The following is a 14,214-nucleotide window of genomic DNA, read 5'->3' as shown; positions in this document are numbered from 1 at the left end:
GCCCGCTTACTCCTCCCGCTCGCGGCCCATGATCCGCAGCAGGTCCTCGTGCAGTTCGAACCACACGGTGTGGTAACTCTCGCGCCGGATGTCGCTGACCCATTCGTGGTCGCCGTCCTCGGATTTCTCCAGTGCCTCCAGCAGCTTCTCGGAATAGATCTTCAGCCGGGGCAGCTTGGCCGCCAGCCTGGCAAGGATCGGTTCGACCTGTTCGTGCACCGCGCCCAGCCGGTCGATGACATCGGCATCGTAGTCCTCGTCCGAATGGTCGTTGGCCACCGCCTTGCCGCCGACAGTCATCGTCTGCCAGTCGGTGATCACTTGCTTGAGCGTCACGTTGACCCGCTCGAAAGCCTCATACGGCTGGACGAAGCCGGGATCGCCGCGCAGCGCGGAGAAGACCTGGGGATAACGGGCGCGCAAGGTCACGTCGGTCAGCGGCGCGACCATGAAGCGATCGGCGTTGGCCATGACGCGGCCCGTGGCGACGGCAGCGGCCAGTTCGGCCTCCACCGCGGCGACCGGCATGCCGATGATGCCCGCGATCTCCGCGGCGGTCGAATTGCGCTTGAGCGCGGTGCCGTGAAGCACCGTTTCCCGGCCGGTCATTCCCGTCATGCCGCGTCTCCCACCGTGCGCCAGACGCGGCCGGTGCGTTCGACCTTGTCCTGGTAATCCTCCGCCGTCTTCGCGTCCGCCGTCGCCTCGATCGTGACCGTGTCGCCGTCGCGGATGCCGGTGACCTTGGCGTTCATCAGGCAGGGGATGTTGTATTCGCGCGACAGGATGCCGAGATGCGAGCGGACCGTGCCGCCGGCGCAGATCACGCCCGCGAACTGGTCGATGATCGGGGCGGTGAGGGTACCGCCGGAATCGTCGATGACCGCGATCGTGCCGGGCGGCACGCCATCGGTCAGGTACTGCATCACGCGTTCGTTCGACCGGATGTAACGGGCCGTGCCGGTGACGTTCGCGGGGTGGCGCACGACGTTGTCGCCGACGCCGCACAGCGCCTTGCCATCGGCGTCGGGCTCTCCGGTCGGGGCGTCGGGGTGTTCGAACATGAAGGCGTCGCCCTGCCCGTCCGCATCGGGTCCGGGCTTGTAGATCGCCGGGTTCTCGCCCACCGAAACGGCGGCGGACCAGTCGAAGCGATAGCCGCTCGCCAGGACGCGGCGCTCGACGTCCTGCATCATCGCCGCATCCACCAGCGAATCGTTGCCGCGCATGGCGAAGTGCGACCACTCCTGCCCCGAAGCGTCCCGCGCCTCGCGCACTTTCATCCGCACCAGCGCCAGCATGGCTTCGGCCAGCGGGGTCGCTTCTGGCGCGGCATGGCGCAGCTCGTCAATCGGCAGGTTGCTCAATCCATCCACTCCGCATGTCCTGTTTCGCCTGGCACCATGGCAGCTTGCTCGAAGTTGACAATGGCTGGCGAAATCGTTTGACGATATTGACCGATAATGCAATGCCCATCAAGCCGGAAAATGACGGGACATGACGGTTCCCGCTTCGGCCACCGCCACGAGACGGCTTTTTGGGAAGGAAGGCTTGGGAGACGATGAGCAAGCGCATTCTGATCGTGAACGACGACGGCATCGACGGAGAGGGCATCATCCTTCTCGAAAAGGTCGCCCGTCTGTTTTCCGACGACGTATGGGTCGTGGCACCCGACGAAGAGCGTTCGGGCGCCGGGCACTCGATGTCGATCTCGCACCCCATCCGCATCCGCCAGCGCGACGAACGTCATTTCGCGGTGCGCGGCACGCCGACCGACTGCGCGCTGCTGGGCATCCACGAACTGATCCCCGACAAGCGCCCCGACGTGATCCTGTCCGGCATCAATCGCGGACCCAATCTCGGCGAAGACCTGACCTATTCGGGCACCTGTTCGGCAGCGATGGAAGGCGCGGTGCTGGGCATCCCGGCGATCGCGCTCAGCCAGATCATCCGCTACAAGAGCCCGATCCACTGGGCCACGGCCGAACGATATGCGCCGACGGTCCTGGAAAAACTGCTGGCGATGGACTGGACGCCGGGCCAGTTCATGAACGTCAATTTCCCCAACTGCCCGCCCGAGGATGTGCAGGGCGTGCGCGTGACCCGCATGGGCCAGCGGCCCGATGGCGCGTTCCGCCCGGTCGGTCGGGTGGACGAACGGCACGTTCCCTACTGGTGGATCAAGATCAATTTCCCCGACGGCGGCAACGCGCCGGGCAACGACCTGCAGGCCGCGCTGGACAACGAGGTGTCGATCACGCCGCTTCAGCTCGACATGACCGACCACGCCGCACATGCGCGCATGCAGGCCATGTTCTGATGCGCGCATCTAGACTAGCATCGCGATCATGCCGGCATCCATGATGACGTGCGGAATGGCCGAGCGCCTCAGTTCGGTCCTCTGTGCGGCATAGTCCGGTGCGTCCGGATCGATGAGCCTGCCCGGCATGGCGAAGGCGAAGACCACCGTTGCCGCGGCATCGATCGCGAAGATGGCGGCAAGGATGGCGGCGACCGGTGTTCTTTGCGGGGCGGCATGGTGCATCGCGTGGCCGGCCATGTCCCCGGCCATCGAGGGATCCATCGCCCCAGCCGCGGGCATCAGCAACAGGGCATAGATCATCGCCGCCATCGCCAGCGCGTGATAGGCCGAACCGCCCGCCTCGGCGGCCCTGCCCCGCGCCAGCGCCGCCGCAAAGCGAGCGGCCAACACGCCGGTGCCGCCAACCAGCACCCAGAACGTCACCCGCTCTGCCGCCAGGCCCCAGAAGGGCGCGGCCATCGCCGCCATCGACGCGTTCATCAGGACGTGGGCGGCATGCGCTTCCCTGTCGGCCAAGTAGGATCGCACCCGCGCGGCAGGCCGGGCCAGTTCGTAAAGGCTGAAGGCCGCAGCAGCGGCGAAGACGATCGTGAACGGCAGCGAGCCGGTCATGCCCTTTCGAGGATCGTGACCGCCGACATGCCATCCTCCACGCCGTAGAAGCCGCCGGAGTTCTCGGCCACCGCGATCCGCGCGCCGTCGACCTGCCGGGCGCCCGCATCGCCGCGCAGCTGGGTGACGAGTTCGTGGATCTGCCCCGTTCCCGTCGCGCCCAGGGGGTGCCCCTTCGACACCAGCCCGCCCGATACGTTGACCGGGATCCGTCCGCCAAGCGACAGCTCTCCGCGTTCGGCCGCGGGTCCCGCCTCACCTGGGCCGCACAGGCCGAGCCCTTCGACCTGCAGGATCTCTCCGATCGAGCTCGCGTCGTGCACTTCGGCAAGGTGACAGTCCGCCGGCGACAGGCCGGCCCGGTCGAACACCGATGCCGCGACGATCCTCGTCACGTGGTGCGCGTAATCGTCGGGCGCACGGTCCGTGCCGGTGCGCGAGCCCCAGGCTCGCACCCGGACGGCGCGGCCTTCGCCGATGCGCCTGGCAAAGCTCTCGGCCACGACCACGGCCGCGCTCGCCCCGTCGCTGATCGGCGCGCACATCGGCACGGTCAGCGGCCACGACACGACCGGCGCGCCCAGCACCTCCTCGATGCTCATCGCCTCGCGGTATTGCGAAAGCGGATTGTGGACCGAATGCGCGTGGTTCTTGGCCGACACCGCCGCGATCTGGCGCTGCGTGGTGCCGTATGTCTTCATGTGCAGCCGCGCCTGCGCCGCGTAGGCGTCCATCAGCGCATTCGGCCCCGGTCCGTCCAGGCCGGGCGGCGCCGGTTCGAGCAGCGGCTTAGTCTCCTCGACGTATTGCTTGGCCAGCGCGATATCGAGCGGCTGCTGGAACACCGCGAAACGCTTTTCCCTGTCGGTGGTGTAGAGCTTCTCGACGCCGACCACGAGCGCGACATCGCTGATCCCCGCCTCTACCTGCTGGATCGCCTGATGCAGCGCGATGGTCGAACTGGCGCAAGCCGCCTCCACGGTCAGCGTGCGCACGCCCGAAATGCCCAGCGGGCGCAGCGCGAACTGGCTGGGAATCGACATTTCGCCCGAGAAGAAGCCCTGCACCACGGTCGCATAGACGGTGCTGTCGACATCCGCCGCCGCCACCCCGGCATCGGCCAGCGCGAGCCGCGCAGCCTCTTGCGCAAGGTCGGTATGGGTGCGGTCCATGTGCCGCCCGAAGGGGGTCATCCCGACGCCGAGGATCAGGGCCTTTGCGCTCATATCGTCTTTCCCTGCCCTTCCCAGAATGGCTTGCGCAGTTCGGCGCGGCTGATCTTGCCGGCATTGGTGCGCGGCAGCGCGTCGACCCGGGTGATCGACTTGGGCGCTTTTACCGGGCCGAGCCGGTCGCGGGCAAAGGCGGCGACGGCGGCATCGTCAAGCGCGCGCCCGCCCTGCGTCTCGACGAAGGCGACGACTTCCTCGCCCCACTTTTCGTGCGGAACGCCGATCACCGCACATTGCGCGATGTCGGGATGGGCGAGCAGGGCGTCCTCCACCTCGGCGGGGTAGACGTTGAACCCGCCCGAAATGATCATGTCCTTCTTGCGGTCGACGACATAGAACCAGCCGTCCTCGTCCCGCACGCCGACGTCGCCGGTGTGGTGCCAGCCGTGGGTCGATACTTCCGCCGTCGCCTCGGGGTTCTTGTAGTATCCCTGCATGACCAGCGGCCCGCGCACGACGATCTCGCCGCGCTCGCCCGGCCCCAGGATGGTGCCGTCGTCGTCCATGATCTCGACGATGGAAAGCAGGTTGGGCCGCCCGCAGCTACCCGGATGCGCCAGTTCGCCCGCCGCGTTCAGGTGTTCGTGCGGCGGCATGGCGGTGACGCACATCGGCGCCTCGGTCTGGCCGAAACTGGCGTTCATTACCGGGCCGAACACGCGGATCGCCTGCTTCAGCCGTTCGAGCGCCATCGGCGCCCCGGCGTAAGAGATGTATTCGAGGCTGGAGAGGTCGAAGTCCTCCACCCCCGGGTGGTCGAGCAGCATGTAGATCGCGGTCGGCGGCAGGAACATGTAAGTGACGCGGTGTGCCTCGATCGCGCGCAGCACCGCTTCGGGCTCGAACCTGGGCAGCACCACCACCGTTCCGCCCAGCGCCATGCTGGCCAGCGCCAGCGGCCCGGCGGCATGGGTCATCGGCGCGGCAACGCAATTCACCGGCGGGACCTTCATCGGCATCGACGCGACGAGGCTGGAGACGAGCGCCTGCCAGTTGCCGTTCGACAGCATCACGCCCTTCGACCGCCCGGTCGTCCCGCCGGTGTTGGCGAGAAAGGCGAGCTCCCTGTCCAGCCCTTCGCGCCGCTGTCGCACGGGCGCATCGTCGGTGGCGCGGACCGCCAGTTCGTAGTCGCAGCCGTCCACCGGCCCGTCGAGCGCGATGAAACGGCGGATGCGCGGGCACTGTTCGCGCAAGGTCGGCACCCGGTCGGCCACCTCCTGCGCGACGAACACGGTATCGATGTCGAGCAGATCGAACAGGTACGCGTTCTCTGCCACGCCGGCGCGATGATTGGCCATCGCCCAGACCCCGTCGGCGCGCAGGATGCCCAGGATCGCCTCGAACGCGACGGGGGCATTGCCGCTCAGCACCGCGGCGTGGGCACCGGGGGCAAAGCCGTCGGCAACCAGCATGTTGGCGATGCGCCGCGACTGCGCGGCGACTTCGGCGTAAGTGCGCGCGCCGTCATCGGTCACGAGGCAAGGGCGATGCGCCGCAATGCGCGCACCCCGGTCGAAGAAGTCGATCATCCGCATCGCAGCATCCGCCCCGTCAGCACCGCACGGGTCACAGGCGCATGGTGAGGTCGAACTGCTCCGAGCGGAGCTGGACGAGCGGGGTCTTCGCGATCTTCATCAGGCGCGACACCTGCTCCAGTTCCGGCGAGGACAGCATCGGATAGTCGCGCGCGGGCGGGCCGGACTTGCGCATCTGCTCGATGTCGGATGCCGGCACCAGCGCGCGCAGGATCAGTTCGTCGTCGTCCTCTCCCGTGCCGTGGCGGCGGCGCAGTTCGGCAACGTCGGGCTGTTCAGGCGGATTTGCGACCAGTTCCTTTGCCCGCGGCATCGACATGATCTGGTCCATCACGTTTTCATCGATGGGGGCCACCGGATCGCCGTAGAAACCGGCGGCATACTGGATCACCTCGTCGGGGATCACCGAATAGCGCTTGCCGGTCACGATGTTCAGCACCGCCAGCGTGCCGACAAGCTGCGCGAACGGGGTCGCCATGCCGGGATAGCCCAGCTCGCGGCGCACCTTGGCGACTTCGGCCAGCACCTCGGGGAGCTTCTCCTCCATGGCCTGTTCCTTCAACTGCGTGCGCAGCGTGCCCATCATGCCGCCCGGGATCTGGTGCCTGAGCGCGGTCACGTCGTACTCGAAGTGCTGGTTCACGAGGAATCCCGCCGCCTTGCCGACCCGTTCGAAATGATCGGCCACCGGCTTCAGCTTGCTGACATCGATGTTGTGGGTGTGGCCCATCATCTCGACGTTCCTGGTCATGATCTCGATCGACGGGATCGACGGCCCGTTGGCCATCGGGCGCACCGCGGTGTGCAGCACGGTCACGCCGAACTCGATCGCGTCCATGTAGCTCTTGGCCGACTGGCCCAGCATGTTGTTGGCATGCATCTCGATCGGCTTACCGCGCGATTTCGCGACGATGGCGGGCACCAGTTTCGAGATGCGATCCCGGTCGAGCACGCCGCCGGTGTCGTAGAGCAAGAGACTGTCCACGTCGGGCAGGGCCGAAAGCTTGTCCGCCTTGTCGGCGTAGTATTCGTCGGTGTGAACCGGCGACAGGGTGAACAGCATCGTGCCCGCCACCTTGCAGCCGTGACCCTTCGCGATCCTGGCCAGCCGATGCATCTTTTCGATGTTGAAGAGCACGTCGTAGAGCCAGAAGCTGCGCACGCCGTGAACGCACAGGCGTTCGACCCACAGGTCCATCAGGGCGTCGGGCGTGAAACCGAAGGTCACCGAGCCGTTCGACCGGCAACCGGCGCGGATCGGCGTTTCCGGCATCGATTCGACCAGCATGTCGAGGCTGGCCCAGGGATCCTCCTGGCACTTCCTGATCAGCACTTCGTGGATCGACGAACCGGCCAGGCTGATCGTCTCGTAGCCGGTCTGGTCGATGATCGGGGTGACCGGCAGCGCCATCCCGGCCTGCATCTTCATGCCCCACAGGCTCTGCTGACCGTCGCGCATGGTCTCGTCGAGGAACTTGATATGGGCCATGGGTTACTCCGTCCCGTCCGACAGGACGGTCTGTTCGAGCCACCGCGTATGGATGCGATTGGCGATGAAATCGGGATGGGCGACGATCTTGGCGTGGAGCGGCAGCGTCGTCGGCACGCCCTCCACCTCGAAATCGGCGATCGCGTTCTGCAGCCGCTCGACCGCTTGCGTGCGGTCCTTGCCGTGGACGATGAGCTTGCCGACCATGCTGTCGTAGTATGGCGGGATCGTCGCGCCCTCGTAGATGTGGCTGTCGAGCCGGACGCCCTCGCCCGACGGCGGTCGCCAGCGGGTGACGGTGCCGGGAACGGGCATGAAGTCGCGCTGCCAGTCCTCGGCGTTGATGCGGCATTCGATGGCGTGGCCGGTGAGGTCGATCTGGTCCTGCGTCAGGCTAGGTGCCGCGCCACCGGCGATGCGAAGCTGTTCCTGCACGAGATCTGCGCCCGAGATCATCTCGCTGACCGGGTGCTCGACCTGGATGCGGGCGTTGACCTCGATGAAGTAGAATTCCTCGCGCGCGACATCGAACAGGAACTCGGCGGTGCCGGCGTTGCGATATTTGACGCTGGCGGCAAGATCGCAGGCCGCCTTGTGCAACTGCTTGCGCAAGTGGTCGGGCATGGCCGCGCAAGGCGCTTCCTCGACCAGTTTCTGGTAGCGGCGCTGGACCGAACAGTCGCGTTCGCCGAAGTGGAGCACGCCGCCCTGCCCGTCGCCCATAAGCTGGACTTCGACGTGCCGCGCCTCCGGCACGAAGCGTTCCATGAAGAGGGTGCCGTCGCCGAACGCGGCCAGCGCCTCGGCGCTTGCCTTGGCGAAGCCCGCCTCGACCTCTGCCGGGTTGCGGGCGATCACCATGCCGCGCCCGCCACCGCCGGCCGACGCCTTGAGCAGGACCGGGTAGCCGACATGTTCCGCCGCCTTCACCGCATCGGCGGCGCTGGCGATCTCGTCGGTGCCGGGAACCAGCGGCACGCCCGCCTTGCGCGCCATTTCGCGGGCGCGCAGCTTGTCGCCCAGCCCGTCGATGACGTCCGCCTCAGGGCCGACGAAGGCGATGCCGTGCTGCGCGCACAAACGCGCAAGTTTGGCACGTTCGGACAGGAAGCCGTAACCGGGGTGCAACCCGTCGCAGCCCGTGGCGAGCGCGGCCTGCACGACAAGCTTGGCGTCGAGGTAGCTTTTCGCGGCGGGACCGGGGCCGAGCACGACAGCGCGGTCGGCTTCACGGGCCCCGAGGCCGGCCTTGTCGGCATCGGACACGCCGATGACCGCCTCGATGTTCTGGGCGTGGGCGGCGCGCACGATGCGCAGGCCGATTTCGCCCCGGTTGGCGACGAAGACGCGCTTGAGGGCCATGGTCAGGCCGGCATCACGGCAAAGAGCGGCTGGTCGGCCGAGACCATCGCGCCATCGTCGACGAGGATCGCGGCCACCTTGCCGCTGCACCCGGCGCGGACCGCGGTGAACAGCTTCATCACCTCCACAAGGCACATCTCGGTCTCGTCGGAAACGTCCTGACCGATCTCGACATAGGACGGCGCGCCGGGCTTGGGCGAGCGGTAGAAGGTGCCGAGATAGGGCGCGCGGACGATAACCGCACCTTCGGGGATCTCCACCGCCGGGGCCGCGGATGCGGTTGCCGCCGAAGGGTTCGCAGCCTTGCCTGCCTTGACCGGAGCCTTCGCGGTTGAAACCTGCACCGGCCCGCCGCCAAGGCCCGCCGCGTCGGCGTCCTTGGACAGGAAGATTTCCAGATCCCCGTGCCGGACGTGCAGTTCGGTCAGGTCCGATGCCTCGAACTCGGCCAGAAGCTGTTCGAGATCGGTGAAATTGTCCTTGGCCACGCTCAGCCCCTCCGCCGTTCGATTTCGTCGCGCGTAATCGTGCTCGGCGCGTCCTTCAGCGCCGGGCAATTCTTCCATTCGTCGCGCACCATGCGTTCCACCGCAAAATCGCCCTCGGGCGCCCACTTGACCGTCGTGTCGCAGGTGAAGCGCAAGTCCGGCTCCATCTGCACCGGCCTCATCGCGGCGGCGCGGCGGTTGTATTCGTGGAGCGAGAGCATCCCCTGCGTCGTGCGGTAATCGCCCGTCTTTTCCGGCATGTGCAGGACGCCTTCGCCGATCGGCTCCAGCTTTTCGCTCGGCGGCGGACGATCGAGCACCGAATAGGGTATGTGGGAGATGTAGCGCTTCGGCTCGTTCGTATGGCGCATCATCGCATAGTCGTGCAGCCGCTGGCTGGGCAGGCTGACCAGCCCCACCATCTCGCCCAGGAAATCGCGCCCGAACTGGTCGTTGAACAGCGCACGAAAACGGTCGGCGCGCGGGTCGATCTTCATCCAGTCGTCGGCGTCGTAAACCCCGGCGAGATGCGCGAAGTCCTTGATCAGCGAGAAATAGACCAGCGCGCCCGCGTCCATCATCTGGTCGCGCGACCAGCCGGCCATCTTCTTCCACAGCTCCACCGTGGCGGCGCGGATCTTCGCGGTCAGGCTCTCGAAGGTGTCGGCCAGTTCCTCGGCCGATCCCATGCCCACCGGTTCATACCCGTCGGACAGCGCGTCGGAGGTGTAGAGACCGACCCCGGTGACCGCCTCTGCGGTGAATTCCGGGCGGCTTTCAAAGCTGCCCCAGTCGTCCATCAGGTAGAAGTGACAGCCGGTCGCTTCCATCGTGACGGTCAGGTTGTTGAACGGAATGTCGTCGGCGATGCCGTCGAGCCACGGATAGTCGCCGCGCGACAGGTCGGTGAATTCGCGCACGATCATCTCGCGATCGTCGCCCAGCTTGTACGGCCCCGAATTGTTGAGCGTGCAGCGGCTTTCGCACGACACCAGAAATCCGTACTGCGACACCGCAGCCAGGAACCCATGCGCCTGTTCGTGCAGCCGGTCGCCCGCCTTGCAGCGGTGCAGGTCAGCGTGGAACCGCTTGATCCGGTGTTCGGGCAGCAGTTGCACCCGCTGGCCGAATTCGCGGGCGTTGATGTGCCCGTCCTCTCGCTGCTGCGCGAGCTTGAAGCGGCGCCAGAAGTCCATGACATAGGCGACGTCTTCGGCATTGTCCGCCGGGGTCAGCAGGCCGAAGTTGATGAGGATCTCGCGGCCCAGCAGGTAGAACGTCGGCAGGCCCCAGCCCGGCAGGCTGCCGAGCTTCATGCCCAGTGCGCGGCTGCGGTCGCCGAGCTCCTCGGCGCGGACCTTGCTCTCCACTTTTCGCAGAAGTTCGGGATAGCGGTAGTAGCAGCACAGGTACGACAGCAGCATGTAGGACGGCACGGGGAACAGTTTCGATTCCTGCACCGTGCGGGTGACGCACAGCCAGTAGGTGTCGTCGCCGATCGACTGGATGGCGTTGTTCGCCTCCAACAAGCGGACATAATCAAGCATGCGGCACCCAGACCCTCTCTTCCATCCCGTTGCCGGTGCATTTCGCCCGGTCGTCGTCTCGTCTCGTCATACCAGAACCGGCACGTCCCGCAATAGGTGGTAGATCAAAATCGTCTGACGAAAATGTGCAGATTTCGACGCGATCATGGCCGGATTTGGCCAGGTGCGCATCTGGTGGATTTCCGTCAATGGCCCCCCGCCCGCAGGGGCGGGGAGCGATTTCAGGCGCGTTCGGCCCGTTGTTCCAGCAACCGGACATAGGCCGGAAGAACCTTGGCGAACCCCTCAAAACGGGGATCCTGGATGCGCCCGGTACGGAACAGGAAAGCGCCGACCGAGATGATGGCCGAGACCTTGGCCTGGCCCAGCACGGCGTAGCGCATCACGTCGACCGCGGTGCGCCGGGTGCGCTTTTCCCATTCCTCGACCATGCGGTCACAGGACCACCAGCCGGGCAGGTCGAAGCCGGCATCGGCCAGCGATGCCTCGCCCTGGTCGTGAAACATCAGGACGTAGCCCAGATCGAGCATCGGTTCGCTGACCTGCGCCATTTCCCAGTCGAGAAAGGCGGTCAGCCTGCCGTCCGACCACAGGCAATTGCCGTGCTTGGGGTCGCCGTGGACGGGCGTTGCCGGCCCCGTCGTGCGCGGCGGATTGCGATCGAGATCCTCGAGGATCGCGATCAGCGAGGGCATTGCCTCGCTGCCGCGTGCCACGTCGAGCCAGTATGCGATTTCCCCGGGTACGCTGCGTCCGCCCGGCGGCATCTGCGCCGGGTCCATGTTGTGCAATTCGCCAAGCGCGTCGAACCACTGCCGGCAGACCGAGTCCGCACCGTTCACCGGATCGGACGCGAGCCATTCGGGAACGGCGTATTCGAACGCTTCGCCCGGAACCGCGCCCATCAGGAAGAACGGATCGCCGAGCACATCGGGGTCGGTGCACAGTTCCAGCATCGGCGGCATCGGTACGGCGGAATGATCCGCCACCGCGGACATCACCTCGTGCTGGCGTACCATGTCGTAGGGAGGGAGCAGCCCTTCCTTCGACGGCGGCATCCGCAGGACCTCGTTCAGGCCCTCGACGAAATAGGTTTCGTTCGAATGGCCGGCGGACAGCACCCTGACGCCGGTGATCGCATCGCCCCGGTCGAGCCAGCTGCGCAGCCCTGCGGCAAGCCGCTCCGTATCGCGCGCCACCGGATCAGACCAGCGAGTTCGCGGCGGTCAGGCCGAGTTCCGGGTGCTCGCCATGGATGATAGTCTCCATGATGCCGTAGCCGACCGCGTCGCCCTCGGTCACCCGGATCGGACAGTCACGCAGCTGGCGGATACGCTCCAGCGTGGTGCGGTCCATGGTGTCGCCGAAGTATTCGCCCTCGATGGTCAGCGGACCGTGCCACGAACCGTGCTTGCGCCCGTCGAAGCCAAGGTAGAGGCCGGGACCGAGGTGGACGCCCGACGTGCCCATGACCTCGATGTCGACGGTGCGGGTGCCGCCTTGCAGCATGTCGAAGTGCACCTTGCCGCCCAGCAGGCGCCGGGTGCGGTCGTCGTAGCGCAGTTCGGGGGTGACGCGGGCTACCGTTTCCTGCGTGCCGTCGGGCCGGTTGAGATAGCCCGAGGAGTAGAAGATTCGGCCCTGCTTCGACATGTAGTAAAAGTGGTAGGCGTGCTTCTCGCCATTGGGCTGGACCAGCATGAACGGGCTCCACACCAGCACGAACTCGCCCTCGCCGAACTTCACGTCGCCGAAGTTGGAACTGGGCTTCACGTCGGCATTGTGCGCGCCGACGTCGAGGCGGGTGCCCCACGAATGGTCGCGGTATTCGGTCCATTCCTCGGGCTTGATCTCGGTCCGCTCGCCCTCGATCTCGACCCAGCCGCTGGGCACGCCGATCTGGTGATAGCGTACCACGTCGGACCCGACGCGAAAACCGTCACGCTCGCGCTGCTTGTGGCGATTTTCGAAGAACGGCGGCATTTCGGCGGTGAAAGTGATGTCGAAGGCGATGGGCTGCGCGTCGTTCTTCTCGCAGACGTAGCGGACCTTGCGCAGGGGCTCGATGATCTCGTAGCGCAGCGGGCCGACTTCGGTGCAGCCGGGATCGTCGCGCAGTTCGCGATTGGCACGCACCGTCCACTGCTCAGACCCGCGGGACACTGCCGCCCAACCGTCGAGCACGCCGCGGTTGTGATAGCGGCCAAGGCCGAAATCGATGCCCATCGTACCGTCCTTGCGCACGATCGCAGTCCAGATCTTCTCGGTCCAGCTCTGTTCCGAAGTGGAGACGGTGGCGTGGGTATCGACGATCTGGTGGTTCAGCAGCTCGTCCAGCGCGGTGAGCATGCCGATGTCGTCCATCTCGTTGCGGATGAACCTGATCGGCTGATTCCCGCCAAACCCGTTGTAAACAGTCATGGTGCTCTCCCATCGGTGCGGTCCGCCTGGCGGCCGCCTCTTGCCTGCCTGCTTAAATGTGTCGGACGATTTCGTCTAGCTAAATTGCGCGTGATGTCCTTTGGAAGTGCCAAAGCCGGATTTCTGCGGCGTTGGAGCGAACTTGGTATTCGGGGTTGGTTGATGCGCGGAAGCGCCGCATCGTCTCGAACGCAAGCAATCGAACGCGAGTCGCTTGCGCTGCCGAACACGAGTCGGGACCGACCATGCGGCACGCACGAAAATGCCCGGCCTTTACGCTGACCGGGCTGTTCGGTTTTCGATGAAGCGGAGCTTTGCGCAGCCACTGCTCAGGCGGCGGGGAAGACCTCGTCGGCCAACTGGTCCATGGTCACCCGCGTTCCCGCGAAATGCTCGCCCATCAATCGATCCGCGTCGCCGACATTGCCCGCCGTCACCGCTTCGGCGATCAATCTATACCCTTCGGCGTGCTTGCGGCGCTGCGCCTCGTTCTGACGAGTCTCGACCTGTGCGCGGAAAAGGTCGGCGCGCGACAGCGGGATGACCCGCGCCAGTTCGCCGTTACCGCCCATTTCGATCAGAAGGTCATAGAAGTAGCGCCGTTCGGTCAGGTAATCGCCGCGCTTGCCCGATGCCTGCAACTCCTCGAGCCGCATGGCCGAATTGCGCAGTTCCTTCGACATCTTGGCGCTGCGGTTGTTTTCCGCCGCCTTGCGCGCGGCCAATCGGGCCAGCGGCTCCAGCGTGTCGAGCAGGTCGTAGACCGCTTTGCGGTCGAGCGTGGATATATAAGCCCCGCGAAACCGACTGAGCGTGACGATGCCGTCGGCGGCGAGATGCTTCAGCGCCTCGCGAAGGGAACCGCGGCTGATGCCCAGGCGGCCCGTCAATTCGGGTTCGAGAAGATGCTGACCCGGAACCAGCCGGCCCATCCTGATGTCCTTGACGATCGCGGCGGCTACCCGGTCGCTGGCCGAACCCTTGTCGGTGTCGGCGTCGATGGTCTCTTTCAGGACTTGTGTCACGGCATCCCCGCTGGCGACCCGATTGGCCGGTCGCTTCGCGTTTCTAGTAACTTCATGCACCTGCACCGGTCAATGAACAAACTCGCCCGCGGATTTCATCGAACGTTTTTGTATCGAGTGTGGCCAGCTTAAGACTTGACCAGACCGCGCGGGTGCAGCGATAGTGAGATAAAATCG

At 66.0% G+C, this 14,214-nt stretch carries 13 protein-coding genes; 1 reads left to right on the top strand and 12 read right to left on the bottom strand.

What is annotated here, in order from left to right:
- Positions 1 to 6: 6 nt before the first annotated feature.
- Positions 7 to 618, bottom strand: coding sequence for a hypothetical protein (locus tag J2X37_RS07595; protein ID WP_310019636.1), 612 nt, complete (start codon positions 616 to 618; stop codon positions 7 to 9).
- The gene (locus tag J2X37_RS07590) at positions 615 to 1,376 is read right to left on the bottom strand and encodes a PEP-utilizing enzyme (protein ID WP_310019634.1); all 762 of its coding nucleotides are present in this window, start codon (positions 1,374 to 1,376) and stop codon (positions 615 to 617) included. Before J2X37_RS07590 ends, J2X37_RS07595 begins: the two co-directional genes overlap by 4 nt.
- A 185-nt stretch (positions 1,377 to 1,561) precedes the next feature.
- Here J2X37_RS07590 and surE point away from each other — a divergent pair, with 185 nt between their 5' ends.
- On the top strand, positions 1,562 to 2,320 hold the full coding sequence (gene surE, locus J2X37_RS07585; protein WP_310019632.1) for a 5'/3'-nucleotidase SurE: 759 nt from the start codon (positions 1,562 to 1,564) through the stop codon (positions 2,318 to 2,320).
- A gap of 9 nt (positions 2,321 to 2,329) precedes the next feature.
- On the opposite strand, the gene J2X37_RS07580 is transcribed toward surE, so the two are convergent.
- The 10 genes from J2X37_RS07580 to J2X37_RS07535 all read right to left on the bottom strand — a co-directional run bounded on the left by J2X37_RS07580 (position 2,330) and on the right by J2X37_RS07535 (position 14,037).
- Positions 2,330 to 2,935: a DUF5134 domain-containing protein gene (locus J2X37_RS07580; RefSeq protein ID WP_310019630.1), complete on the bottom strand. Its 606-nt coding sequence runs from the start codon at positions 2,933 to 2,935 to the stop codon at positions 2,330 to 2,332.
- Positions 2,932 to 4,161 carry a thiolase family protein gene (locus tag J2X37_RS07575; protein WP_310019628.1) on the bottom strand — a complete coding sequence of 410 codons (1,230 nt, stop codon included), beginning with the start codon at positions 4,159 to 4,161 and terminating at the stop codon, positions 2,932 to 2,934. Before J2X37_RS07575 ends, J2X37_RS07580 begins: the two co-directional genes overlap by 4 nt.
- Complete coding sequence (locus J2X37_RS07570; RefSeq protein WP_310019626.1) at positions 4,158 to 5,705, bottom strand: AMP-binding protein; 1,548 nt, start codon at positions 5,703 to 5,705, stop codon at positions 4,158 to 4,160. Before J2X37_RS07570 ends, J2X37_RS07575 begins: the two co-directional genes overlap by 4 nt.
- Positions 5,706 to 5,736: 31 nt before the next feature.
- Complete coding sequence (locus J2X37_RS07565) at positions 5,737 to 7,194, bottom strand: pyruvate carboxylase (RefSeq protein ID WP_310019623.1); 1,458 nt, start codon at positions 7,192 to 7,194, stop codon at positions 5,737 to 5,739.
- A gap of 3 nt (positions 7,195 to 7,197) precedes the next feature.
- Positions 7,198 to 8,556 carry an acetyl-CoA carboxylase biotin carboxylase subunit gene (locus tag J2X37_RS07560; RefSeq protein WP_310019621.1) on the bottom strand — a complete coding sequence of 453 codons (1,359 nt, stop codon included), beginning with the start codon at positions 8,554 to 8,556 and terminating at the stop codon, positions 7,198 to 7,200.
- Positions 8,557 to 8,558: 2 nt separating this feature from the next.
- On the bottom strand, positions 8,559 to 9,044 hold the full coding sequence (gene accB, locus J2X37_RS07555; protein WP_310019618.1) for an acetyl-CoA carboxylase biotin carboxyl carrier protein: 486 nt from the start codon (positions 9,042 to 9,044) through the stop codon (positions 8,559 to 8,561).
- A 2-nt stretch (positions 9,045 to 9,046) separates the two neighbouring features.
- On the bottom strand, positions 9,047 to 10,591 hold the full coding sequence (locus tag J2X37_RS07550; protein ID WP_310019615.1) for a hypothetical protein: 1,545 nt from the start codon (positions 10,589 to 10,591) through the stop codon (positions 9,047 to 9,049).
- A 221-nt stretch (positions 10,592 to 10,812) separates the two neighbouring features.
- Positions 10,813 to 11,790 (bottom strand): phosphotransferase family protein, encoded by a 978-nt coding sequence (locus J2X37_RS07545; protein WP_310019613.1) that lies wholly within the window; start codon positions 11,788 to 11,790, stop codon positions 10,813 to 10,815.
- A gap of 4 nt (positions 11,791 to 11,794) precedes the next feature.
- Positions 11,795 to 13,012, bottom strand: coding sequence for a hypothetical protein (locus J2X37_RS07540; RefSeq protein ID WP_310019611.1), 1,218 nt, complete (start codon positions 13,010 to 13,012; stop codon positions 11,795 to 11,797).
- A gap of 329 nt (positions 13,013 to 13,341) precedes the next feature.
- The gene (locus J2X37_RS07535; RefSeq protein ID WP_310019609.1) at positions 13,342 to 14,037 is read right to left on the bottom strand and encodes a GntR family transcriptional regulator; all 696 of its coding nucleotides are present in this window, start codon (positions 14,035 to 14,037) and stop codon (positions 13,342 to 13,344) included.
- Positions 14,038 to 14,214: the final 177 nt, after the last annotated feature.

This window comes from Croceicoccus sp. BE223 (assembly GCF_031457155.1).
Lineage (GTDB): Bacteria > Pseudomonadota > Alphaproteobacteria > Sphingomonadales > Sphingomonadaceae > Croceicoccus.
Note: the sequence above shows the minus strand (reverse complement) of the source record. Positions and strands in the feature narration are given on the sequence as shown.